24 protein-coding genes and 1 pseudogene are annotated in these 22,067 nt (G+C 62.0%); 8 read left to right on the forward strand and 17 right to left on the reverse strand.

What is annotated here, in order from left to right; genetic code table 11:
• Positions 1 to 124 precede the first annotated feature (124 nt).
• Positions 125 to 1,546: a pyridoxal phosphate-dependent decarboxylase family protein gene (locus tag FB009_RS00850; protein ID WP_101795582.1), complete on the reverse strand. Its 1,422-nt coding sequence runs from the start codon at positions 1,544 to 1,546 to the stop codon at positions 125 to 127.
• Positions 1,547 to 1,585: 39 nt separating this feature from the next.
• Positions 1,586 to 3,025, reverse strand: a complete 1,440-nt coding sequence (locus FB009_RS00855) for an FAD-binding oxidoreductase (protein ID WP_012061359.1) — start codon at positions 3,023 to 3,025, stop codon at positions 1,586 to 1,588.
• A 338-nt stretch (positions 3,026 to 3,363) separates the two neighbouring features.
• On the opposite strand from FB009_RS00855, the pseudogene FB009_RS00860 reads away from it, so the two are divergent.
• Positions 3,364 to 3,751 (forward strand): annotated as a pseudogene (locus FB009_RS00860) (hypothetical protein); the annotation flags it as partial.
• Between the two features lie 42 nt (positions 3,752 to 3,793).
• Here the strand turns inward: FB009_RS00860 and FB009_RS00865 are convergent.
• From FB009_RS00865 to FB009_RS00875, 3 genes are all read right to left on the reverse strand, one after another.
• The gene (locus tag FB009_RS00865; RefSeq protein ID WP_145161403.1) at positions 3,794 to 4,555 is read right to left on the reverse strand and encodes an ABC transporter ATP-binding protein; all 762 of its coding nucleotides are present in this window, start codon (positions 4,553 to 4,555) and stop codon (positions 3,794 to 3,796) included.
• A complete protein-coding gene (locus FB009_RS00870; protein ID WP_101795584.1) occupies positions 4,549 to 5,616 on the reverse strand; it encodes a FecCD family ABC transporter permease in 1,068 nt (355 codons plus the stop codon). The genes FB009_RS00865 and FB009_RS00870 overlap by 7 nt, the downstream gene beginning before the upstream one ends.
• A 129-nt stretch (positions 5,617 to 5,745) precedes the next feature.
• Positions 5,746 to 6,879 carry an ABC transporter substrate-binding protein gene (locus tag FB009_RS00875; RefSeq protein WP_102045237.1) on the reverse strand — a complete coding sequence of 378 codons (1,134 nt, stop codon included), beginning with the start codon at positions 6,877 to 6,879 and terminating at the stop codon, positions 5,746 to 5,748.
• A gap of 105 nt (positions 6,880 to 6,984) precedes the next feature.
• On the opposite strand from FB009_RS00875, the gene FB009_RS00880 reads away from it, so the two are divergent.
• The gene (locus FB009_RS00880; RefSeq protein ID WP_101795586.1) at positions 6,985 to 7,794 is read left to right on the forward strand and encodes a class I SAM-dependent methyltransferase; all 810 of its coding nucleotides are present in this window, start codon (positions 6,985 to 6,987) and stop codon (positions 7,792 to 7,794) included.
• Between the two features lie 404 nt (positions 7,795 to 8,198).
• Positions 8,199 to 8,630 carry a DUF4168 domain-containing protein gene (locus FB009_RS00885; RefSeq protein WP_145161406.1) on the forward strand — a complete coding sequence of 144 codons (432 nt, stop codon included), beginning with the start codon at positions 8,199 to 8,201 and terminating at the stop codon, positions 8,628 to 8,630.
• A gap of 151 nt (positions 8,631 to 8,781) precedes the next feature.
• Here the strand turns inward: FB009_RS00885 and FB009_RS00890 are convergent, their stop codons facing one another.
• From FB009_RS00890 to FB009_RS00905, 4 genes are all read right to left on the reverse strand, one after another.
• Positions 8,782 to 9,141 carry a hypothetical protein gene (locus FB009_RS00890; RefSeq protein ID WP_101795587.1) on the reverse strand — a complete coding sequence of 120 codons (360 nt, stop codon included), beginning with the start codon at positions 9,139 to 9,141 and terminating at the stop codon, positions 8,782 to 8,784.
• Between the two features lie 83 nt (positions 9,142 to 9,224).
• Entirely contained in the window at positions 9,225 to 9,665 is a 441-nt protein-coding gene (locus FB009_RS00895) for a CBS domain-containing protein (RefSeq protein ID WP_101795588.1), read from the reverse strand.
• Positions 9,666 to 9,723: 58 nt separating this feature from the next.
• The gene (locus tag FB009_RS00900) at positions 9,724 to 10,023 is read right to left on the reverse strand and encodes a DUF2934 domain-containing protein (RefSeq protein WP_162304035.1); all 300 of its coding nucleotides are present in this window, start codon (positions 10,021 to 10,023) and stop codon (positions 9,724 to 9,726) included.
• Between the two features lie 94 nt (positions 10,024 to 10,117).
• Positions 10,118 to 10,291: a hypothetical protein gene (locus FB009_RS00905; RefSeq protein ID WP_164497640.1), complete on the reverse strand. Its 174-nt coding sequence runs from the start codon at positions 10,289 to 10,291 to the stop codon at positions 10,118 to 10,120.
• Positions 10,292 to 10,447: 156 nt separating this feature from the next.
• Here FB009_RS00905 and FB009_RS00910 point away from each other — a divergent pair, with 156 nt between their 5' ends.
• On the forward strand, positions 10,448 to 11,185 hold the full coding sequence (locus tag FB009_RS00910; protein WP_101777204.1) for a BON domain-containing protein: 738 nt from the start codon (positions 10,448 to 10,450) through the stop codon (positions 11,183 to 11,185).
• A gap of 98 nt (positions 11,186 to 11,283) precedes the next feature.
• Here FB009_RS00910 and FB009_RS00915 read toward each other — a convergent pair whose 3' ends face one another.
• Positions 11,284 to 12,432, reverse strand: coding sequence for a DNA topoisomerase IB (locus tag FB009_RS00915; protein WP_101795590.1), 1,149 nt, complete (start codon positions 12,430 to 12,432; stop codon positions 11,284 to 11,286).
• Positions 12,425 to 14,521, reverse strand: coding sequence for a glycogen debranching protein GlgX (gene glgX, locus FB009_RS00920; RefSeq protein WP_102029709.1), 2,097 nt, complete (start codon positions 14,519 to 14,521; stop codon positions 12,425 to 12,427). Before glgX ends, FB009_RS00915 begins: the two co-directional genes overlap by 8 nt.
• 142 nt (positions 14,522 to 14,663) lie before the next feature.
• On the opposite strand from glgX, the gene treZ reads away from it, so the two are divergent.
• Entirely contained in the window at positions 14,664 to 16,469 is a 1,806-nt protein-coding gene (gene treZ / locus FB009_RS00925; RefSeq protein ID WP_101804890.1) for a malto-oligosyltrehalose trehalohydrolase, read from the forward strand.
• A gap of 57 nt (positions 16,470 to 16,526) precedes the next feature.
• Positions 16,527 to 17,201, forward strand: a complete 675-nt coding sequence (locus FB009_RS00930; RefSeq protein ID WP_318898006.1) for a UdgX family uracil-DNA binding protein — start codon at positions 16,527 to 16,529, stop codon at positions 17,199 to 17,201.
• Positions 17,202 to 17,204: 3 nt separating this feature from the next.
• Here the strand turns inward: FB009_RS00930 and FB009_RS00935 are convergent, their stop codons facing one another.
• Positions 17,205 to 17,927 carry a glutathione S-transferase gene (locus FB009_RS00935; RefSeq protein WP_101804898.1) on the reverse strand — a complete coding sequence of 241 codons (723 nt, stop codon included), beginning with the start codon at positions 17,925 to 17,927 and terminating at the stop codon, positions 17,205 to 17,207.
• A 145-nt stretch (positions 17,928 to 18,072) separates the two neighbouring features.
• Here FB009_RS00935 and FB009_RS00940 point away from each other — a divergent pair, with 145 nt between their 5' ends.
• Entirely contained in the window at positions 18,073 to 18,588 is a 516-nt protein-coding gene (locus tag FB009_RS00940; RefSeq protein ID WP_102045235.1) for a cupin domain-containing protein, read from the forward strand.
• A gap of 38 nt (positions 18,589 to 18,626) precedes the next feature.
• Here the strand turns inward: FB009_RS00940 and FB009_RS00945 are convergent, their stop codons facing one another.
• A complete protein-coding gene (locus FB009_RS00945; protein WP_012061342.1) occupies positions 18,627 to 18,842 on the reverse strand; it encodes a hypothetical protein in 216 nt (71 codons plus the stop codon).
• Positions 18,843 to 18,982: 140 nt separating this feature from the next.
• Between FB009_RS00945 and FB009_RS00950 the strand changes: the two genes are divergently transcribed.
• Positions 18,983 to 19,327, forward strand: coding sequence for a hypothetical protein (locus FB009_RS00950; RefSeq protein WP_101804888.1), 345 nt, complete (start codon positions 18,983 to 18,985; stop codon positions 19,325 to 19,327).
• Between the two features lie 11 nt (positions 19,328 to 19,338).
• Here FB009_RS00950 and FB009_RS00955 read toward each other — a convergent pair whose 3' ends face one another.
• The 4 genes from FB009_RS00955 to FB009_RS00970 all read right to left on the reverse strand — a co-directional run bounded on the left by FB009_RS00955 (position 19,339) and on the right by FB009_RS00970 (position 21,929).
• Positions 19,339 to 19,518, reverse strand: coding sequence for a hypothetical protein (locus tag FB009_RS00955; RefSeq protein WP_101804887.1), 180 nt, complete (start codon positions 19,516 to 19,518; stop codon positions 19,339 to 19,341).
• A gap of 51 nt (positions 19,519 to 19,569) precedes the next feature.
• Positions 19,570 to 19,839, reverse strand: coding sequence for a hypothetical protein (locus FB009_RS00960; RefSeq protein WP_028053353.1), 270 nt, complete (start codon positions 19,837 to 19,839; stop codon positions 19,570 to 19,572).
• 113 nt (positions 19,840 to 19,952) lie between these two features.
• Positions 19,953 to 21,230 carry a DUF763 domain-containing protein gene (locus FB009_RS00965; RefSeq protein WP_012061338.1) on the reverse strand — a complete coding sequence of 426 codons (1,278 nt, stop codon included), beginning with the start codon at positions 21,228 to 21,230 and terminating at the stop codon, positions 19,953 to 19,955.
• A 261-nt stretch (positions 21,231 to 21,491) separates the two neighbouring features.
• The gene (locus tag FB009_RS00970) at positions 21,492 to 21,929 is read right to left on the reverse strand and encodes a hypothetical protein (protein ID WP_012061337.1); all 438 of its coding nucleotides are present in this window, start codon (positions 21,927 to 21,929) and stop codon (positions 21,492 to 21,494) included.
• Between the last annotated feature and the right edge of the window lie 138 nt (positions 21,930 to 22,067).

Consider the following 22,067-nt stretch of genomic DNA (forward strand, 5'->3'; position numbering starts at 1 on the left):
TGGATTGCGCGTCAGGAGTGCTGCGGCGCGAGACCCCCAATCGGCTCGGCGGCCCTCCGCATCATCGTCGCGCTCCATTATGTGCTAACGAAGTGGCCGTAGAGTGGTTCCGATACCGGAGGCCTCAAACCAACGTTCCACCGCGAACCGCACGCCAGGTGGCAATGATCGCCTCGGCAGTCATCTCGCCCGCTTGATCGTCCGTCAGCCATGAGATGACCGAAAGTCGCATCACCTTGCGTCCGCGCCAGACGGCGCCGCCGGCGAAACAGGTACCGTCGGCCTGCAACCGGGCGATCGCCGCCTGGGTCAGCCGGTCGGATTCTTCGCCGGGCAATGCCGCTCCGAAGCGCACGAGGACCTGATTGAGGACGACTTCGTTTAGAACATTTATCCCGTCTTCTACGGTCAACCGTTCGGCGATGGCACGGGCGACACGGCAATGGCGGTCGACCATGGCGGCGATGCCCTCGCGGCCAAGATGTTTGATCATCGCCCAGGTGGCAAAGCCGCGAGCTCGGCGCGACAGTTCGGGCACGAAATGGCTTGGGTCCCGTTCGCCTTCGTCACTTGGCGGCAGGTAGCTCGCGGCGATCGTCATCGCCCGACGATGCGCCTCCTGATCGCGAATGATGGCATATCCGCAGTCGTAGGGCGTCTGCAGCCATTTGTGGCCGTCGGTCGCCCAGGAGTGGGCCTGCTCGGCGCTCTTCGTCAGCGCCCGTTTGCTGGGCGCGGCGCGCGCCCAGAGGCCGAATGCGCCGTCGACATGAACCCAGGCGCCTATATCTCGGGCAATCGGCATGATCCCGCTGAAATCGTCGAAGGCACCCGTATTGATCTGCCCTGCCTGGAATATTGCAATGCAGGGACCGGTCATCTTCGTGGCTGCGCCCGCGAATGCCGGTGCGGCAATGCGGCCCGTGTGATCGGTCTCCACGCGAACGACGCGGTCGTGCCCGAAACCCAGAAACTGCAGCGCCGAAAAAACCGTCGCATGCGCATCGTCGCCGATGAGTACCGAGACCGGCGGCGCGCCAAAGAGGCCCTGCGCCTCGACGTCCCATCCGCACTGCCGCAGCACCTCTCCGCGCGCGGCGGCAAGGCAGATGAAATTGGCGAGAGTCGCCCCGGTCGCAAACCCGACGGAACTTTCCCGCGGCAGGTCGAGAAGGTCGAGCAGCCAGTTCGCCGCGACCGCTTCCGCAGCGGCGGCGGCCGGCGCAGCATGGTGGTTGCCGGCGTTCTGGCCCCAGGCGCTGGTCATCCAGTCCGCCGCAACCCCGACCGGATGCGAACCGCCGATGACCCACCCGAAGAAACGCGGCCCGACCATAGCGTGGAGCCCGGGTTCAGCCTTCGCGGCAAGGTCGCCGATTACTTCGGCACCGGCGCTTCCCTGTTCCGGCAGCGCCTCGCGAAAGGTCGCCAGCGCTGCCGGATAGGATAGCTCCGGCCGTTGCGGAAGCTCCGTTATCTTCTCGCGGAACCGCGCGGCGTGTCCCGCCGCGCATTGAAAAATTTCGCGGGCCGATACCTCTTCCATCACGCCTCCAGCCGTTGTGCTACGAACGAAGCGGCCAATTCAGGCCGCTCCGCGTTCCTGGATCGGCCGCACGTTCTGGTTCATCCTGAAGAGATTGAGCGGATCATAGCGCCGCTTGATTTCTACGAGCCGGCCATAATTGGCGCCATAGGCCGCCTCGACCCGGTCTATCTCGTCCTCCGGCATGAAATTGACATAGGCGGTGCCCGCGGCATAGGGCTTGGCTGCTTCGAAAAGATGGCGTGCCCAGTCGATACAGACCTGATCCTGATCAGGATCACGCCAGCGGCCGTGCACGTTCATGACGAAATGCGAGCTGCGCTGCGGGAAAGCGGTCTCCTCGGCGGCGACGCGGCCGGCGGCGCCGCCGACATGGCCGATGAATATCTCGCATTCGGGACCGGGCAATTTTCTGATGGCTTCGGTGAGGACGCCGATCGCCTGGTCGGACAGCTCCATGAAGTCGTGGCTCTTCCAATAATTGCGGGCGCCGGGCGCGAGCAGGGGATCGAAGGCCTGCTGCCAACCGGCGAATGGATGCGGCGATACCACGTCTGCGATGGGATTGCCGATCGCCCGCAGTCCCGCCATTGCCTTCTCTCCTGCTTCGAGATCGCCGCAATGGCACATGGCGAGCACGACAACCTCCTTGCCGTGCCAATCGGCCGGAAGGAAGGGCAGCGGCGGCGCCTGCCGCATCACCACCCAGCAGGTGAGCTCGTCCGGAGCATTTTCGAGCGCCTGCCTGTATTGCTGCAGAACGCTCTCGGCATCGGCAAAGGGATGGACGACGAGCCCGGAGAGCACCTCCGGGCCGAGTTCGTGCAGGCGGAATTCGAAGGCGGTCACAACCCCGAAGTTCCCGCCGCCGCCCCTGATAGCCCAGAAGAGGTCCCGGTGCTCGGTCGGGCTGGCGCGCACCAGTTCGCCATTCGCGGTGACCACATCTGCCGAAAGCAGGTTGTCGATCGTCAGTCCGAATTTGCGCGTGATCCAGCCGAAGCCTCCGCCGAGCGTCAGGCCGGCAATACCGGTGGTCGAATTGATGCCGGTCGGCAGACCCAGGCGGAAGGCCTGCGTCTCCATGTCGACTTCGGCAAGCGTTGCTCCAGGCTCGACCCAGGCCGTCTTCGTCGTCTGGTCAACCCGGATCGACTTCATCGGCGTGAGGTCGATCACCAGACCGCCGTCGCAAACCGCGTTGCCGGCGATGTTGTGGCCGCCACCACGCACTGCGAGTAGCAACTGGTTCTCCGCCGCGAAACGAACCGCATTGACGACATCGGCGGCTCCGGCGCATTGCACGATCAGGCCGGGCCTGCGATCGATCATGCCATTCCAGACCGTGCGTGCCTCGTCATAGGCGGCATCGGTCGCCATCAGCACGCGTCCTCGCAGCCGCCCGGCAAAAGCCTCGATCGCCGCGGCGCTGACCATTGTTATTCCGTTTTGCAGATTGGTGAGGCTCATGTCATTCATGATTCGCTCTCCCGCGGTGAACGCCCCTGCAGCGCAGTGCAGCGCGTCTTGTCGGACGCGCGAGGTCCGTCAGTCGGCAATGATTAACGGACACATGGAGCTGCGGCCGGCATTCTGCGCCTTTGCCCTGCACCCGGCAAGCAAACCCGCTGTGGCCGGCCATAGTCATTTGGGGTTACATGGGGGCGCAAACATCCGGCCTTCACCGCGATTTCTTGCAATCCCGGCTAAAATGCTCCAATGAACCGCCGGCGCGGACAATCCGCCAGACCGCGGTCGAAGGCAGCTTGAAGGGGAAAGTCGTGGCATGAAGGTCGTCATTCTCGCCGGCGGATACGGGACCCGAACGCGGCGTCTTCTCGCGTTTCTTCTGCCGGAACGAGTTGAGCGACTTCGGCACCGGCGGATCGATCGCGCAGATCAACTACACCCTGACGCGAGAGAAGGGGACGATCCGCGGCATGCACTACCAGCGGCCGCCCCATGACGAAGCCAAGTTCGTTTCGTGCCTGGAGGGCGTCATTTTCGATGTCGCCATCGACATAAGGCCGGATTCGCCCACTTATCTGCAATGCTACGGCGAGATACTGAGCGCCGAGAACGCCAGATCGAACCGAGTCTGAAGGCGGGCTCAATCCGCTCGACCCGCGTCTTGCCATTTCCTAGCCGCTCGAAATGGCCCAGATGTCCGAGCGCGACCGAGCCTTCGCCTTCATTCCTGGCTGAAGCCGCCTTGCCTTGGAGCCTTTCCAGTCTAGTTGGAAGGCTCTAACCGAGAGCGATGGAATCGTCGACGATGATGACGGGCCGGCCTCGCGAGCAGGCTTCGACGCGCGCTTCGACACGGTAGACGGATTTCAACATGTCGGCAGTAACGACCGCGTGCGTCGGGCCGCTTGCAACCACCGAGCCGTCGCTGATCACGATCGTGTCTTCGCAATAGCGCAGCGCATGGTTCAGGTCGTGCAGCGCGATCAGAACCGCCATGCCTGATTGTGTCGCCAGGCGCTTCATGAAGCCGAGCACTTCGATCTGACGGAAGAGGTCGAGCGCGGAGGTCGGCTCATCCATCAGGAGGACCTCCGGCTTGCGCACGAGCGCCTGCGCGATCGAGACGAGCTGGCGCTGTCCGCCGGAAAGCTCGCCGAGGCCGCGGAAAGCAAGTTCGTTGATCTTGAGCGCCGCGAGAACGCGATCGATCTCTTGCAGTTCGCCGTCCTTCACCTTCCAACCCGAGCCCTGTTTGGCGGAAAGCAGGACCGACTCGTAGACGGTCAGGACGGCATTGGCGCCGGTGTCCTGCGGCATGTAGCAGATAGCCTCTGAACCCTTGGCCGTGTCGGAGAGATGGACGAGGCCGGGACCGGCGGCCAGGCCGGCGATCCGCTTGAACACCGTCGATTTCCCGGCCGCGTTCGGGCCGATTACGGCGGTGAGCTGTCCGCCTTTCAATACCCCTGTATTGATGTCGGATAGAACCACGCGCCGACCATACGTCGCGCCTACATCCTTGAGGGCGAGGCTTACCATGCGCGCTTCCTGTTGGTGAATATCAGCACGAAGAAGAAGGGAACGCCGACGAGCGCCGTGATGATGCCGATCGGCAGCACGGCACCGGGAATGAGCGTCTTGCTGACGACGGATGTGACGGAAAGCAGCAGCGAGCCGCAGAGGACGGAGGCCGGCAGGAAGAAGCGCTGGTCTTCACCGACAAGCATGCGGGCAATATGCGGCCCTACGAGGCCGACGAAGCCGATCGTGCCGACGAAGGAGACCGGTATCGCGGCAAGCAGGCTTACCGTGAGCATCGTTTCGAGCCTGAGCCGCCGGACATCGATGCCGAAGCTCGCCGCCTTGTCTTCACCGAGCCTCAGCGCCGTCAGCGCCCAGGCGCGGCGCGCGAAGACCGGCACCGCGACGAGCAGCACCGCGGCGGTAACCCAGACCTTCGGCCAGGTTGCCTTGGTGAGGCTCCCCATGGTCCAGAACACGACCGCCGCGAGCGCCTGTTCGGAGGCGAGATATTCGAGCAGCGACAGGGCCGCATTGAATGTGAAGACGAGCGCGATACCGAGAAGAACGATCGTTTCGACGGTGACGCCGCGCATGGTTGAGGCAAAATGAATGAAAAGCGCCGCCACCATCGCCATCAGGAAGGCGTTGATTGGCACCATGTACTGAACGGCGACCGGGAAAACAGCAACGCCGGCAACGAGCCCGAGTGCTGCTCCGAAGCCGGCAGCTGCCGAAATGCCGAGCGTGAACGGGCTCGCCAAGGGATTGGCCAGAATAGTCTGCATCTGCGCGCCGGCAAGTGACAGCGAGGCGCCGACCGTCACCGCCATCAGTGCAATCGGCATGCGTATGTCCCAGATCACCACGCGGAGCTGGTCGCCCACAGTCTCGGCCCAAAACAGCGCGGTCAGGACGTCTGAAAGCGGGTAGTTCGCCGGGCCGAGCGCCATGTCGACGGCCACGGAGACGAAAAGCGCTGCAAGCAGACCGGACAGCATGACGAGCCGGCGAACGACGAGAGCGCGGTAGCGACCGCGCCCTTCGATGCCTGCGATTTCCTCGGCAATGGCGGTCATCTTGCTGCGCCTTCTGAAAGCGAGAGGAAAGGATCGGGCCGGTGGACGATCGATAAGACTTCTCTCAGCATCCGCATTCGAACCTCGCGAACAGGAAATCGGAGGGCTCAGCCCTCCGATCCTTGTGTCTTACTGGCTGACGTTCAGGGAGACGAAGTAGCCGCTCTTATAGGGCAATGGCAGGAAACGCTCGTGCAATTCCTTAAACGTCGCCTCGGGATCGAGGTCCTTGAAGAGGTCCGGGTGCAGCCACTTGGCCATCTGCTGAATGGCCACGAACTGATAGGGGTTGTTGTAGAACTGGTGCCAGATAGCGTGCACGTTGCCGTCCTTGACCGCCTTCACACCCGTAAAAGCCGGACGTTTGGTGAGAGCTTCAAGCTTGAGCTGGGCCTCTTTCTCGTCGGCGCCATAGCCGACGCCGACCCAGGCGCCGCCGGGTACATAACCTTCCCAATTGCCGCCCGTGATGATGATCTGGTCGGGGTTGGAAGCGATGACCTGCTCCGGGTTGACGGTGCCGAAGGTGCCGGGAATGATGTCCTTCGCCATGTTCACCCCACCGGCAAACTCGACCATCCTGCCGAAATTCTCGTTGCCGAAGGACATGCAGCAATCTTCGGAATAGCCGCCGGCCCGTTCGACGAAGACGAGCGGCTTCTTCGGATCGGCTTTGGCGAGGGTAACGGTCACCTTGACGATACTATCGGCGCGGAACTGAATGAATTCCTCGGCCTTTTCTTCCTTGCCGAAGAGCTTGCCGATGATCCGCATGCTCGGTTCGGTATTCTCCATCGGCTTTTCACGGAAATCTACATAGACGAGCGGGATACCAACCTTTTCGAGCTTCTCGATATAGCCAGCCTCCTCCGTCGCCGTTTTGGCGTCGATGTTCAGAAGCATGACGTCAGGCTTCAGCGCCACTGCCTGTTCGATGTCGAAGGTTCCTTCCTTCATGCCTCCGAAAGTCGGCAGCTTGGCGATGTCAGGATATTTGGCGAGATAGGCCGCGTAGCTTTCCGGGTCCGCCTTGGCAAGATCGTCGCGCCAGCCGACGATGCGCTTGAACGGTTCGTCCTTGTCGAGCGCCCCGACGAAATAGATCTGGCGGCCCTCTCCGAGAATCACATGCTTGACGGGCACATCGACTTCGACCTCGCGGCCGGCCACATCCGTCACCTTGATCGTGTCGGCGAAGGCTGCACTTGAAATCAGCACGCAGAAACCCGCAGCGGCAGCGGCCAGCATATTGATAAGCTTCATCGTTCCCTGCTCCTTCGAAATTCGGTGCCTTCTAATATTTCATGACTTTACCGGTCAACATATATCTTTTAGAACGCTTCCAAACAGGACAAACCGGGACCCAAAATGAGCGACGTGGCAACGCGGGCGAATTATGATCTTCGCGACGAAATTAAAGCCTACTGGTCGGAACGCGCGGCCACTTTCGACCTTTCTCCCGGCCATGAGATTTTTTCGGAAGAGGAACGCGCTGCCTGGCATCGGCTCATCCTGCGGCATCTCGGCGAAGGAGCCGGCCGCGCGGCGCTCGACCTTGCGAGCGGGACAGGGGTGGTCTCGCACCTCCTCGACGATCTCGGCTTCCGGGTGACCGGCATCGACTGGGCTGAACCGATGCTCGACCGCGCACGGCAGAAGGCAAAGACCAGGGGGCGCAATATTTCCTTCCGCATGGGAGACGCGGAAAATACAATGGAGCCGGACGATCACTACCATGTCGTCGTCAACCGGCATCTCGTATGGACTCTGGTGGACCCGTCCGCGGCCTTCAGCGAATGGCTGCGTGTGCTCAAGCCAGGCGGAAGCCTGCTGATCGTCGATGGCGATTTCGTCAATGCGACCCGGCTCGAACGGTTCTTTTCCTCGCTCAACGCCTGGGGCCAGCGTGTCGGGCTTCTCAGACCCGACGCGCCGTCCCAGCCCCGTGAGATGCTGGAAACGCACCGCAGCATTCTGGCTCGCGTCCACTTCTCGCAAGGCGCGCGCGCCGAAGCCGTTGTCGATCTGCTGCATGCATCCGGCTTCACCGACATAAGGGTGGACACCGATCTCGGAGAAATACACAGGATGCAGGCGAAGAACTGGAATCTGTTCAAGGGCCTTGCGCGGAGAAGCCAGCACCGTTTTGCGATCCACGCGAGCAAACCAGCAGCGTGACGGTCACTGCATGTGCCGTGGACGCAGCGTCTGCTCGACGCCGTTCGTCAAATATTCTCGCGCCCTCTTGAAATTGGCTGCTGCTGTTTCCATTTCTTCGCCACTACCCGTTATCGAGAGCCAGACGCGCGGATGCCAGTCCGCTGGCGATTGCGTTCTCCGGGTCAAAGGGCGCTCCCCGAAAGGGTCGAGCGCCCTTTTCAGTTGTACAATGCCTCGCCGCCACACCCGCTGCGAGCCACAAAGCTGCCGCCTAATGGTCAGCAAATTGCCCCCTCATCGCCGCACAGAGCCCTTTCGACGGGTCCATGTTTCCCGAGTCGCTGCGTCGTTCTCTACGGCGAAGCGAAAGAGCAAGGCGGTTTTGCTGCCGATCAAGTCATGCACGTCATGGAGGACAGAACATGATTACCCGCTACACACTCGTTGCATCGCTGACCGTTGCAGCCTCCAGCTTAATGCTTCTCAACCCCGCTTCGGCACTCGAACTCGCGCAGGCGCAACAAGCGCCCGCTCAGGCGCAGCCCGACGCCGGCGGCACGAGCGCACCAATCAGCGAACAGAAGATCGAGGCCTTCGCCGTCGCCTATCTTCAGGTCGACAAGGTAAGGCAGGAATATTCCACGAAAATTGGCGCTACTACTGACGAGGCAGCGAAGACAAAGCTCCAGAACGAAGCCAGCCAGGAAATGGTCAAGGCCGTCGAAACGTCGCCGAACATGTCGGTGGAGGAATATACGACGATCCTGAAAGCGGCCCAAAGCGACCCGGCACTTGCGCAGAAGGTTCAGGAAAAGCTTCAGACGTCCGCGCCGCAGCAGCCGCAGCAACAGTAGCCAACCCCCGGAACTCACGGCCTTCCGGGAAAAGCGTGTGACGCTTTTCCCGGAATTGTTTTAGTCTATAGTCTAGAGGCAGCCCGCACCCCTCCCTAACTGTCGATCACATTTAGGATTTGCTCGATCAGACCTGAATCTTCGCCGACCGTCATCCGGCAAGCCAGAACAGCGCGGCAGCGATCAAAACGAACAGCCCCACGGCGGCAAGGAACCGAAGCGTGCCGGCGTTGGTATTGTCGCCGAGTACCCGGTTCCAATATTCGCCACCGGTGGCATCGTTCGCTGCGACGGCTTCCTCCGCCGACTCGGACGCGGGCCTCGGCGCGGGCCGTTCACTGAATGCGCTGAAATTGCGCGGTTTTGGCTGTGGCGGGTCCGGGTGCTCCGGCTGGTCAAGATACCGCGTAACTCCTCCAGCGTCACCGGCATCGGCAACATGTTCATCGGGCTCCGCATCGCCGGGGATCGGCCCGACGCGGTCCGGTAGGCTATTCTGGTTGACCACCATGGTATTTCCTCCCTTGTTCCGAACGAGAAAGGGGCGCCACTGCGCCCCTCTCTCGAACTGCCCTTCTCTCGCCGAAGTGACGGTCAACCGTTCCCATGGGTCTGATTGTGGGATCCACCGGGCTCCGTCACACCTTTTAGGCCAGTGCCCGCCATCTGTGGCTGTTCACGCGCTGCGTCGGCAAGAGAAACCACACCGACGAGTTGCTTGTCATGGTTCACGACAGGCAGCCGCCGAACCTGGATGTCGCCCATGTTCCTTGCCACATCGTCCACGTCATCGTCATCGAAGCAATACTTCACGTCCGTGGTCATGATTTCGGCGACCCTTGCCTGAGGGTCCATCCCATCTGCAACGCCGCGCACGACGATGTCTCTGTCCGTTATCATGCCGATCAGGCGGTCATTGTCCCCGACCGGCATGAAGCCAATGTCGTTTTCCGCCATTTCCCGTGCAATAGCGGCGATGGTATCATTGGGGCTTGCGAGATGTACGTCCCGGGTCATGATTTCTGATACACGCATTGTCTTCTCCTTCACTTTAGTGGAGCGGTCCTCACCGGCATCGCTGCCGGGCCGGCGCTCAGCGCTCGGCGTCCAAGCGAGGAGCCGCGCTTCCTTCAGCGGGCGGAGCAGGAGCCTCGGTTTCGGCCACGGTTTGCTTTTCGCGCCGCCTGCTCCCGTTGGTTCGTATCCCGTTATCGGACGCAGCTTTTCCATTCGCTTCCGAGCCTTGCGGTTCTGATCCTTGCATTTCCCGGGCAGCCTGCTCCCAGTGACGTTCGTGCTGCCCGTCCGGCCGGCCTTCCTGCTCCCAGATCACGTAGGCTCGGCGCCTGATGAGCTCTTCCCTTTGGTTGTCCACATTGTCCATATCGTCCATGTCCCTTACCTCGCCGCTGGACTCCATTTGATGGCGAGGTTCAAACGGCGCGGACGACTATTTGTTCCGCCCGGTCTTTATGGCGGACACACCCTCACAAATGCCGTGGCGGCTCCGGATTTTCGTCTGGATTAGGGACCGGAACTTCATCCGGAAGAACGTCCGGCTCGGGCTCCTCGATCGGCACGTCGGGAAACCATGGCGGTAAATCCGGCGCCTGCTTCGGCGGCGGCTCCGGTACTGGGTCCGGCTGATTCGGGTTCGGCATTTTCGTCTCCCATGACATGCGGGGCGGGACCCCTCTATCGGACAATCCCGACCGACCGCGATTGTTCCGCTGACTGGCCGGGACAAGTCCGCAGTGGGGAACCCTTTGGGCCGATCGCAGGTTTGACCCACATCAGCAAAAGCCAGGAGAGAGCCCATGCCCAGACAACCGGACTATGGCAGATACGATCCCTACACCCGACGCGATTGGGCCCGCCGCGATTGGGAGAATGAACGTTCACGCGACCCTTACCATGGATCCGAGCGCAATCGTGGCCGGGGACGCGGCCGTTTCGGTGAAGAAGTCGAGCCTCGCGGCGCAGACTACGAGAACTCGATGTCATGGCCCACCGGAAGCTATCGTGGTGAAAGCGAACGCTGGAGCGATGACGACGACGATCGACGGGGCCGCGAGCGGTATTTCAGAGACTATCACGGCCCCGGCTACGGCTACCGTAGCGAAGGCCGCTACCGCGGTTATGGAGGCTATGGCGAGACGCGCGATTATCGCCGTGGCGACCGCGATTTCCTAGACCGCGCGAGCGATGAGGTGGCCTCATGGTTCGGCGACGAAGATGCCGAACGCCGGCGCGAGATGGACCGGCATCGTGGCAAGGGCCCCAAAGGCTACAGGCGGACTGACGGCCGCATCCAGGAAGACGTCAGCGATCGTCTAAGCGACGACGGCGCTCTCGATGCCTCGAACATCGAGGTGAGCGTGACAAATGGCGAAGTACAACTCAACGGCACGGTCAGTTCGAAATGGGCGAAACGCCGCGCCGAGGACTGCGCCGAAAACGTGTCGGGGGTCACCAATGTGCAAAACAACTTGCGCATAGAACCGGCAGATACGAGCACCGTGCAGCAGAACCCCAATCTGACCGATCTCAGTTGAAAACGCTCCGAGCGGCCAGCTGGGCTAAATACCGACTGAGCGTGGGGATGCGATGCCTTGAACGGCGCGCATCCCGCGCTTATGGGGAGCGCAGGACGTTAGAATACAACGCTCTCCGGCCGTGACTCTGTCACCCGGGCGGGCAGGCGCTTTTTCCTCCGCGCGCTGCGCTGAAGAAAGCCTAGCAAACGCTGTTCCTCCACACGCAATTCACTTCCTGAACGCCCACGCGCCTGAAGCTGCCGCGCGGAGACCGGGGCCGACTTGTCGGCAAGGGCGAGCACATCCGGATGAATGTAACTGCTCCGGCTGATTGCTGGCGTGTTGTGAAGCACGGATGCAGCCGCCTCGCTCATCTGTTTGATCGTCGGCCACTCACCCCGCTCGATCGAGGTCCGCGCGACCGTGAAAGCGGCGAGCGTGCCGCCCCATGTCCGGAATGTCTTTGCCGAAATCGCTGTGCCGGCCATGTCCGTAAGATACCGGTTGAGCCGGCCGGAATCCACCGGTCGAAGCGCGTCGTTTTCATCCTTCCAGACGAAAAGCTGCCTGCCCGGGAGATCGGCTATTTCTTCGAGCAGTCGCTGCAACTTCGGGCGACGGAGCACCCGCTGAACGCGCTTGCCACCCTTTCCGGTGAATTTTAATTCTATAAAACCGTCGCCAAGTCTGAGATGCCGCTTCAGCAAAGTGGTTGCGCCATAACTTCCGTTGGCCTGCACATAAGCCTGGTTGCCGGTGCGCAGATGCGCTTCGTCCAGCAGGGCGACGAGCGCCGCAAGCACGGTCTGCATGTTTTCCACGCCGCCCTGCATGTGGCGCCGTGTGGTGCGGCGTATCTTAGGCAAGGCTTTGCCGAATTCCGTCAGTTGCGCAAATTTGTCGGCGCTCCTGAGGGCCTGCCATTCGCTGTGATAACGATACTGCTTTCGGCCGCGCGCATCATACCCGGTGGCCTGCAGGTGGCCCCGTTCGTCAAGGCAGATCCAGACGTTCTCATAGGCAGGCGGTAATCCCAGTGCCGCTATGCGGCTTTTAATAGACGGATCGGTAACGATCGATCCGTCCGGCATGCGATACGCAAACCCTTTGCCACGTCTTTGGCGCCGAATCCCCGGCTCGCTGTCGCTGACGTAGACGAGCCCAGTTTCCTCGGACACAGACCCGATCGCCGCGAACCGCTGCGGGAGATCGGCGAGCCCGGCAGGTCGACATTCCAGCACGTCGACCGACATTGCTCTAGCCATTCCAGCCCTCCTGCGGAACGTAGGCGACGAGGCATTGTGCCGGAATGCTCTCCCTGGCGGCACTCGCGCGAATGCCGAACGGCTCTTCGGCTGCCGTGTCGAGTACTCGCAGCCAGTGCTTCGTTCCATTTGTGTGCGGAAGGACTATCTCGCACCCCCCGCCAGCATTGAGCACGACGACGATCTCGCCGACCGGCGACGCTTCATCCTGGCCGGTCCTGCAGATATAGGCGCAGATCAGGCGGAGTTCGCCATTGTGCCAGGCATCTTCGTCCATGGGGGTGCCGTCGGCCTTGTACCAGGCGATCTCGACGCGTCCATTCTCGTCAGGCTCCCCGTCGAGAAACCGCTCCTGGCGCAGGACAGGAGACTGTTTTCGAAAGGCGACGAGCTTGCGGCAGAAGTCCAGAAAGCCCTCGTCCGCGCCGGGCCAGTCGAGCCATCCGACGTCGTTATCCTGGCAATAGGCATTGTTGTTGCCTCTCTGGCTGTTGCCCAACTCGTCGCCGCCGAGCACCATTGGCACGCCCTGGCTGACCATCAACGTAGCGACCATGGCGGCGCGCCGCCGCCTGCGTGCCTCGTTAACCTCTGCGTTATCGGTTGGACCTTCAGCGCCCATATTGTCGGAATGATTGTCCGAATGGCCGTCACGGTTCTCCTCACCGTTCGCCTCGTTGTGCTTTTCACCATAGGAGACCGTGTCCATCAGTGTGAAGCCATCATGGGCGCTCACCAGATTGATAGACGACGTTGCGGCACGATCCGAATGCCTGAACTGTACCGGCGAACCGACGATGCGCTCCGCAAGCACCGGAACCATGCCGGCGTCTCCCCTCCAGAACCGCCGGACATCGTCGCGGAACTGGTCGTTCCACTCGCGAAACGGCGGCGGAAAACCACCAAGCTGGTAACCGCCCTGGCCCACGTCCCACGGTTCGGCGATGAGCTTCACGCCCGCAAGGATCGGGTCCTGTCGGATCGCGTCGAAGAAACCGCCCTCGCGATCGAACTCCATGTATTCGCGGCCGAGCGTGCTTGCGAGGTCGAAGCGAAAGCCGTCGATATGCATCACTCCCACCCAGTAACGCAGGCTGTCGAGGACCATACGCAGCACCAGCGGATGGGCAACGTTGAGGGTGTTGCCGGTTCCGGTCGTGTCGTAGGTATGACGCGGTTTGTCGGGCGACTGGCGGTAGTAGCTGAAATTGTCTAGCCCACGGAAGCTTAATGTCGGTCCCCGTTCCGAGCCCTCGGCCGTATGGTTGTAGACGACATCCATCAGGACTTCGATGCCAACGGCATGAAACCGCTTCACCATCGTCTTGAATTCCGTGATGCGGTCGCCCTTCAGATAACGCTTGTGGGGAGCAAAGAAGCCGAGCGTCTGATAGCCCCAGTAGTTGCTGAGATTACGCTCGATCAAATAGCGGTCGTCGAGGAAATACTGGACCGGCATCAATTCGATGGCGGAAACGCCGAGCTTCACCAGGTGCTCGATGATCGGATCGCTTGCCATGCCGAGGAATGTGCCGCGCAGCTCGTCCGGTACGGCGGGGTGCGTCATGGTCATGCCGCGGACATGCGCTTCATAGATGACCGTTTCCGTCCAGGGGCGGCGGATCGCTTCCTCGCCTGCCCAATCGAAGGCCGGGTCCTGAACGACGCCCTTCACCATGAAGGGAGCGCTGTCGCGCTCGTCGAATGAAAGATCGCCTTCAGGGCTACCGATCGTGTATCCGAAAAGCGCGTCGTCCCAGATGAGTTCCCCCGCAACCTGTTTGGCATAGGGGTCGAGCAACAGCTTGTTGGGATTGAAGCGATGGCCCTTATGTGGATCATACGGCCCGTGTGCGCGGTAACCGTAGAGGGCGCCGGGAGCGATACCCTCTATGTAACCGGACCAGACGTCGCCCTCGCGCTTCGGCAGCGGCATGCGCGCCGTTTCCTCGCGCCCGTCTTCGGAAAACAAACAAAGCTCGATCTTCTCCGCATGCGCCGAGAAGACGGCGAAATGCGTCCCCTGCCCGGTGTATTCTGCACCGAGTTCGGGCTTCATGAAATCGAGTTCGGAAAAAGCCAGATTCATTCAGTCGCGCCCTCTACCGCCTTGCCCAGCAGCTTTGATGCAACGCAGCAGGCAGGTATTTGTTCCTCTTTCGCGATGGGCCGTCGGGGAACTTTCCCGCCCCAGGCCAGTTCCTTGCCTTTCATCTCAAGGGACATATCCGATGCGAGAAAGCTCAACGCCTCCGCGTTTCAGAAAAACTTGGGGGCCCAATTTCGTCGGCGAAGACACTTGCCGGTTTCGGCTGTGGGCTCCCGACGAGCGGGGTGTCGATCTCGTCCTCGACGGTACCCCGCACGAGATGCGGCAGAGCGATGGCGGCTGGTTCGAAATCACGGTCGAGGCGAAGCCGGGAGACCGTTATTGCTTCCGATTGGCCGACGGAACCGAGGTTGCGGATCCGGCTTCGTCGGCACAGGAGCGGGGTGCGGAAGGTGCGTCGCTCGTCATCGACCAGGCGGCCTATGAATGGCGGGCCGCCTCCTGGCGTGGCAGGCCCTGGGAGGAGGCGGTCATCTCGGAGCTGCATATCGGCTGCTTCACGCCCGAGGGCACATTCCGCGCCGCGATCGACCGCCTGCCGTATCTGGCATCGGCCGGAATTACCGCGATTGAAATCATGCCCGTCGCACAGTTCCCCGGCGCGCGGGGCTGGGGCTACGATGGTGTGCTGCATTATGCCCCGCACAATGCCTATGGGACGCCGGATGACCTGAAGGGGCTCGTGGATGCAGCGCATTCGCTCGGCCTCGTGGTCCTGCTCGACGTGGTTTACAACCATTTTGGGCCCGAGCAGAATTACCTTTCCCTGTACGCAAGCCGCTTCTTCAACAAGGATCGCCCCACACCCTGGGGTGCGTCCATTGCCTTCGAGGAAGAAGCAGTCCGGCGATATTTTATCGAGAATGCGCTTTACTGGCTCGGCGATTTCCGTTTCGACGGTTTGCGCCTCGATGCGACTGAACAGATTCGTGACACGAGCAATCCGCATTTCCTCGTCGCGCTGGAGCACGAAGTGCGCAAATGCTTCGCCGACCGCCAAATCCACCTGGTGGTGGAGGACGCTAATCGCCGCAGAAGCCTGCTCGAGCGTGACGCCAACGGCGCGCCCATGCTCTTCGACGCGGCATGGAACGACGACCTTCACAACGCGCTCCATGTCGTAGCGACCGGCGAAACCAGGGGCCACTATCGCCCCTTCGCGGAGGCCCCGTGGAGCAAGATCCGCAGCGCGCTGGCCGAAGGTTTCGCCGTGCCCGCAAAGGAGGACAACTTCTCCGCTGAAGGAAGCCGCGCCCGGGTGCCGCCGCAGGGCCGTGTGAATTTCCTGCAGAACCACGACCAAATCGGCAACCGCGCTTTCGGCGAGCGCCTTGCCTCGCTGGTTCGAGAGGATAGCCTGCGGGTGTTGACGGCCATGCACATGCTCGCGCCGCAAATTCCCCTTCTGTTCATGGGTGAGGAATACGGCGAGACACAGCCCTTCTACTTCTTCTCCGACTATCAGGGAGAAATCGCCGACGCGATCCGGCTGGGACGCCGGGACGAAGCCGAGAATTTCGGCGGGCTTCCAAATGGCAAGACCGTGGAGGATCTGCCCGACCCGCTGGATCCGGAGGTTTTTTCCGGCTCGAAGCTGCGCTGGAGCCGCGCGGCAAGTCCGGCCGGCGAGCGGCGTCTTGCCTATATGCGCGACCTTGCTTCGATCCGGCAGAGGCATATCGTGCCGATGATAGCCGGCACCGCAATGCCGGAACACCGGGTATTCGAGACAGAGGACGGTGTCATCGCCGTCGACTGGCAGTTCGGGGAGTCCTGCCTGGAAATGCGCGTCAATCTTTCGCAGGAGACGCGCGCCATCCCCCCGTTCCGGGGTCAGCCGATCTTCGCCAGCGAAGCGGCCGGCGAGAGGACGCCCGACGTCACCGAACTGGCCGGCCTCGGCATCGTGGTCGCCATTGCACGATGAGATCGCGAGGGAACATGCCTCTTGCATCACCGTTAGGCCCGAAGATCGGCCGCAGCAATAACAAGGAACACGAGGAGATCCTCCACGGATATGCCAAGAGAATCCGCCAAACTTGGCCCAGCGCTCGCGGGCGAACATGCAGAGGCACCGACGATTGCCTCCTTACGGCGGGAGGCCGAGGGCTGCGAGCGGTGTGACCTCTACAAGAATGCCACGCAGCTGGTCTTCGGCGAAGGCCCGACCGACGCCCGCGTTGTGCTTGTCGGCGAACAGCCCGGCGACCGGGAGGATCTCGCGGGGCGCCCGTTCGTCGGGCCCGCCGGGCGGCTTCTGGACGAGTGCATGCACGAAGCCGGCATCGATAGGTCGGAATGCTATCTGACCAATGCCGTCAAACACTTCAAGTTCGAACCGCGTGGCAAGCGCCGGCTGCATTCGCGGCCAAATGCGGGCGAGGTCCAGGCCTGTGCCTGGTGGCTCGGGGCCGAAATCGATGAGCTCCGCCCCGAAATCGTCGTTGCGCTCGGGGCCACGGCGCTGATGTCGCTGCTCGGTCGAGGCGTCGGCGTCACAAAAAACCGAGGACAGTTTGTGCCAGCACCCGGCGGGTTCTCCGTGCTCGTCACGATTCATCCCTCCTATCTGCTGAGAATCCGCGGCAGAGGCAACCCCGAGGCGGAACGCGCCCGTTTCGTCGACGATCTCGCCAAAGTAGCGGTTCGAATTGGTTGACGGTCAGGACTGCCTGTCGAGTTCGGGATAGTGGCGGAAGATACAGGACTCGTTGAAGGCCAGCCGCCGCTCCGAGGCGAGATAGCTGTAAATTCGCGGCCGGACCCGCACGGCATCATGCACGTCAACCAAGCAGGGAATGTTCGCCTCATAGGCGTCCATCGCCCTTGGAAAGGCATAGCGAAGTCCCTCGATCACCTGGAAGAGCGAAAGATCGACGTAGCTCAGCCGGTCGCCGACCATCTGGTTCGGCCCGCTCGGATTCTGCGAAAGGACTCGTTCGAAATAGCCGAGGAATTTCGGCAGGCGCTCGGATAGGAAATCGGCCGCGCGCCGCAGCGCTTCGGGCTTCTGGCTCTCGTAATAGTGCGATACGCCGATCGGGTGGTGGGTGTCGTGGATTTCCGCAACAAAATCGGTGATCGTCAGCTGCAGACCGTTAGCAATAGTGCGAAGCCCTTCGCCCTCGGGTGCAAGGCCGAGCCTCGGCCCAAGATAGAATAGAATGTTGGCGACGTGGGCGATAAGCAGATCGCCATCGACGAGGAACGGCGGAGCAAAGGGAGGAGCGGCCCCGCCAGGCGCCTTCATCAGCTTCAGCATTTCATCCGTGCCCCCCGGCTCGCGGGCAGCATCGACGTAATCCGCTCCTCCCTCTTCCAGCGCAAGGCGCACGAATTCACCGCGGCCTGGAATACCGTCCCAGTAATAGAGTTTGTATGACATGGAAGATCCCTCATACGCGGATTCCGCCGCCGTGTTTGCCGCTGCAATGCACCAGCCTGCTTTTTGAACGGGTACGATTTGAGGAAACATGCAGCCGCAAAAAACGTTCCGGAGAAACAGAATACCCTCTGCGCAGGAGAAATTGATGAAGGTCGAAGAGTTCATATTCGCCGAAAGCGGCGGCGTACCCAACAATCCGCGCTTGCCCGTGCTGGTCTACCGCCAGGCGATCGACGTTACCGAAAATGCAGCCACACGGATCGAAGAACGCTTCCGGGCCAATGGTTGGCTCGGTCTCTGGCGCAACGGCGTCTTTGCCCGTCACCACTACCATTGCGGTGCTCACGAGGTTCTCGGGATTGCTGAAGGCCGGGCGCGCCTCCTCATCGGCGGGCCGGGTGGCCGGGAAGTCGAGGTCGCAGCCGGCGACGTCATTCTCCTTCCCGCGGGAACCGGCCACCGCCGCGACGAGGCGAGCGCCGACTTCCTCGTTATCGGCGGTTATCCGCCGGAGCAACACGCCGATATCAAAAGCGGCGCCGCGACGGCGGATGACCGTATCGCGATCGACGCGGTGCCGTTGCCTCGCTTCGACCCGGTTCTCGGCGCAGAGGGGCCAGCCGTCATCGTCTGGCACTCCGCAATGCATGCACGGAGCTGACGGGTGACAAGGTCTCCGGATCGCAATCGGCGCAATTTTCAGCGCAGCCAGACCGGCAGGTCGGCGGCAGTGCGGCACCCGGCCGCCCGCTCTTTCAGGCCGAGCGTCTCCCAGGCGAACTTCTGGGCGGCGACCTGCGCCATTTCCTTGGTCTCATAGATGTCCGGCAACACATAAGCGTTGCGGCCGCATGACAAAAGTGCCCGGTGGCTCAACAGATCATAGTGAAGCTCTAGATATTCCTCTGAATGCATGGGGTCCCTCCCAGGTGGCGAAGGGAAAACGGCGACGGCATTGGGAAGTTCCAAGGGCCCGATCGAATGTTGCAGCGAAAAGGGCGTCGAGGGAACATAGGCGGCAGTTCGGCGTTGATGACGCTTACAGGAGATCAGTCATGAGCACAAACAAGCCTGGAGAACCGCGCCCGGGTGGTGACGCTCGTCCGCTGGATCCGCCGAGCGTCGACGAACCGATCGATGCATGGGAAAGAGATCGGATGGGCGCACCTGATATCGACAGGGAACTCGACGGGCTGCGCGAGCGGATCGCCCGGCTGCAGGCCGAAATCGACACCATCGCGACCGAGACACACACGGCCATCGGCACGGTGCCGGGAGGCGACAGGCTCGAGGCGGCGAGAGATGTTGTTGCCGAGAAGCGCGACGAGATCAAACGCCTGACGGCGCGGCTCGGAGAGATAGAGCGCAACGTCGGGGACGCCGGACAGGAAAGGCTCTAAAACAGGGTCATCTAGATGCCGCGCCAGAAAAGGGCGTTCGGCTCATGAAGGCTTTCGCGAGCGTCCGTCGCGGCCCTCCTGATCGCCGCGGGTGCCGGCTCGTCGTCCACTGCGGGTCGAACGGGGCGCTCCTCGCGTTCTGCGGCGGGCTCCGGCTTTCTGGTGGCAAGCATCACGAGATCCTTTCCCACGTGGGTCGCCTCAAAATGCTCTTTCCGTCTCTTTCCGATGTCCTTCCGGGGTCAGTCTCGGTTGACGAATTTACAGAAGCGGCTCGTCTGTCCGTCTTCGGTCATATCCTGGTGCAGAAACGCAAGTTTCTCCTCATCGAAAATCTTGAAGAACTCATCCCAGGAAATTTTCTCCAGCGTATCTTCGGGTTTGCCGAAATCAACGCGAAGAAGGCCACCGCCGCCCTCGGTTGCATTCTTAACGCGCGCCGGCTGTCCCTCGCGGGCATCTATCCATTTGCGGATTGTATCGTGATTGGTTGTGGTCATCGCAGCGGTCATCGAAAACTCCATGAACGGTCGGCTGAACAGGGAGCGGGATACCGGCGTAAAACCGCGTCCGCGCAATCCCGCTCATGCTGCTTAAATCGATCGCTGCGCCGATTGTTCCCGCTTCAACGCCGCGCGCGGTCGCCCGGCTCGGAAATGATCGTTTCTTCCTCGGGCGGTTCCCAGCCGAAGATGCTGCGCCCGCCGAAACGCGCGGAGTCCCTGAATTCGCCCGCGACGATCTCCTTGAGGTCAGGGCCGGTGACGTAGCGTTCCAGCCGTCGCGACTGCTCGTCAAGTCGCTTCAGCGCCGCAAGCTCCTCCTCGCGCCCGAGCCGGGCCTTACTCACCGCGGACTTCATGACGCCGATAGTCTCGTCATAAACTTTCAACGGAACCGGAAACGGATGACGGTCCTTGCCGCCATGGGCGAGCGAAAAGCGGGCGGGATCGGAGAACCTGCACGGCGTTCCGTGAACGACCTCCGCGACCATCGCCAGTGCTTTGACCGTCCGGGCCCCGACCCCCGGCACGAGGAGCAGGTCCTTGAAGTCTTCAGGTCCGCGCTCGGCGGCCGCGGCGAAGCTGCCGTGAAGGCGCCGGAGATTGACGTCGGATTCACGAACCTCGTGATGGGCGGGCATGAAGAGATGCGGCAGCAGCGGCTGTGCCGGCTCTGCCTGAGGAGCAGCGCGAGCCTCGATCGAGGCGACCTCACGCAAGAGTCCGTCGGGCCCGAGTGAGTGGAGGAGATCGAGCTGCGCACTCCGCGACGCGGCAGCCCGGCGGTCTGCGAGATTGAAGATTTCGCCCTGTCCTCTGCCCTCTATCGCGCTGTGCGGCGCATCGACGAAGCTCGTCAACCCTTCGGAAAGCCAGTGATAGCGCCTCGCCTGGCGCCGGTCGCCGTTCATGCCCTGTTGGACGACCACCCATTTGGCATCGTCCGTGATGATGAAGCCATGCAGGTAGAGGTCGAAGCCGTCCTGAACGGCGGCACTGTCCACTTTTGCTACGAGTCGGCTCGCCTCCGCCATTGCGCCGCCGTCGAAACCGATGCGATCGCCGATCGAGACGAGTTCGCCGGGCGTCTTGCGGGAGTGCTGGCCGCGGCCGCCGCAAACATGGATGCCGAGCTCGCCGGCAAGGGGCGTGAGGCCGCGTTTCAGCGCCCCGATGACGCTCGTGGTGATCCCGGACGAATGCCAGTCCATTCCCATTACGGCACCGAAGGACTGGAACCAGAACGGATGCGCCAGGCGCCTCAAAAACTCGTCGCGTCCATAGTGATGTACGATCGCTTCGGTGACCAGCGCGCCCAAGCGCGTCATGCGATCGCCGAGCCACCGCGGCACCCGGCCGCCATGCAGCGGGAGATCCGCATTACCTGCCCTTTGAGCCATAGTGTTTCCGCCAGCTCCTCGACCGCTCGAGCCCTTACTTCCTAATGCTTATCCTTGAACGACGCGGTTCGAGAAAATCGCATGGAATTTCGGCCAAAAGACCGTGCGGGCCTGATGGTGACGGAACATACACCGCTTCGGAGGCAGCCGCCAGCCAAGGCGATGGGAGCACCGCAGAGCGTGCACGTTTCAAGCGCACGCACTGCGGCCCGCCTCGTCCGGCGGCCGCTCGATAACGGCCCTCTGACCAGGTCGCGTGCTTCAGCCGGCGAACATCTGGCGCAACCGAGCGAACAGACCTGGCTGTTTCTCGATAAGCATTGCGCGGATGTGGCGCGAGGCCGTCGATGCGCTGACGGTTGCACCGAAATGGCAGTAGCAGATGACCTTATGCAATTGCTCGTCGCTCAGCTCGAAGAAACGCCTGGCTTCACCGTAGCTGTCATTCTCCATTCCGGCGGCCCGGAAGACCGGGTCCTCGAAGGCAACGGAGATCGGCGAACCATCACCGCGCATGGCCGCGCGGACTCTCGCTGGCTGATACTCTGTCTCGTGCAGTGTCGAGAGGCGTCTGTGAGGGTCACGCTCAAGGAGCTCCGCCCAACGCTCAAGGCGCTCCTTGCGCGATAATGTCCGTCGCGGAAAGTCCTGCTTGACCTCGGCGACGCCCTGTAACTGCTCGATTGCTTGGTGCTTCATTGCGACCTCCTACTCTAACGATAGTTGGTCCCCCAGTTCCACTTGCCGCGCACCCGCCTGCCGATCAGGTTCAGGGACACGCAACAAATCGAAGCGCTGCACCGACCTCTGCGCGTCCAACGACGCGCCGCGCTGCAG

Source organism: Sinorhizobium medicae (genome assembly GCF_007827695.1).
GTDB lineage: Bacteria > Pseudomonadota > Alphaproteobacteria > Rhizobiales > Rhizobiaceae > Sinorhizobium > Sinorhizobium medicae.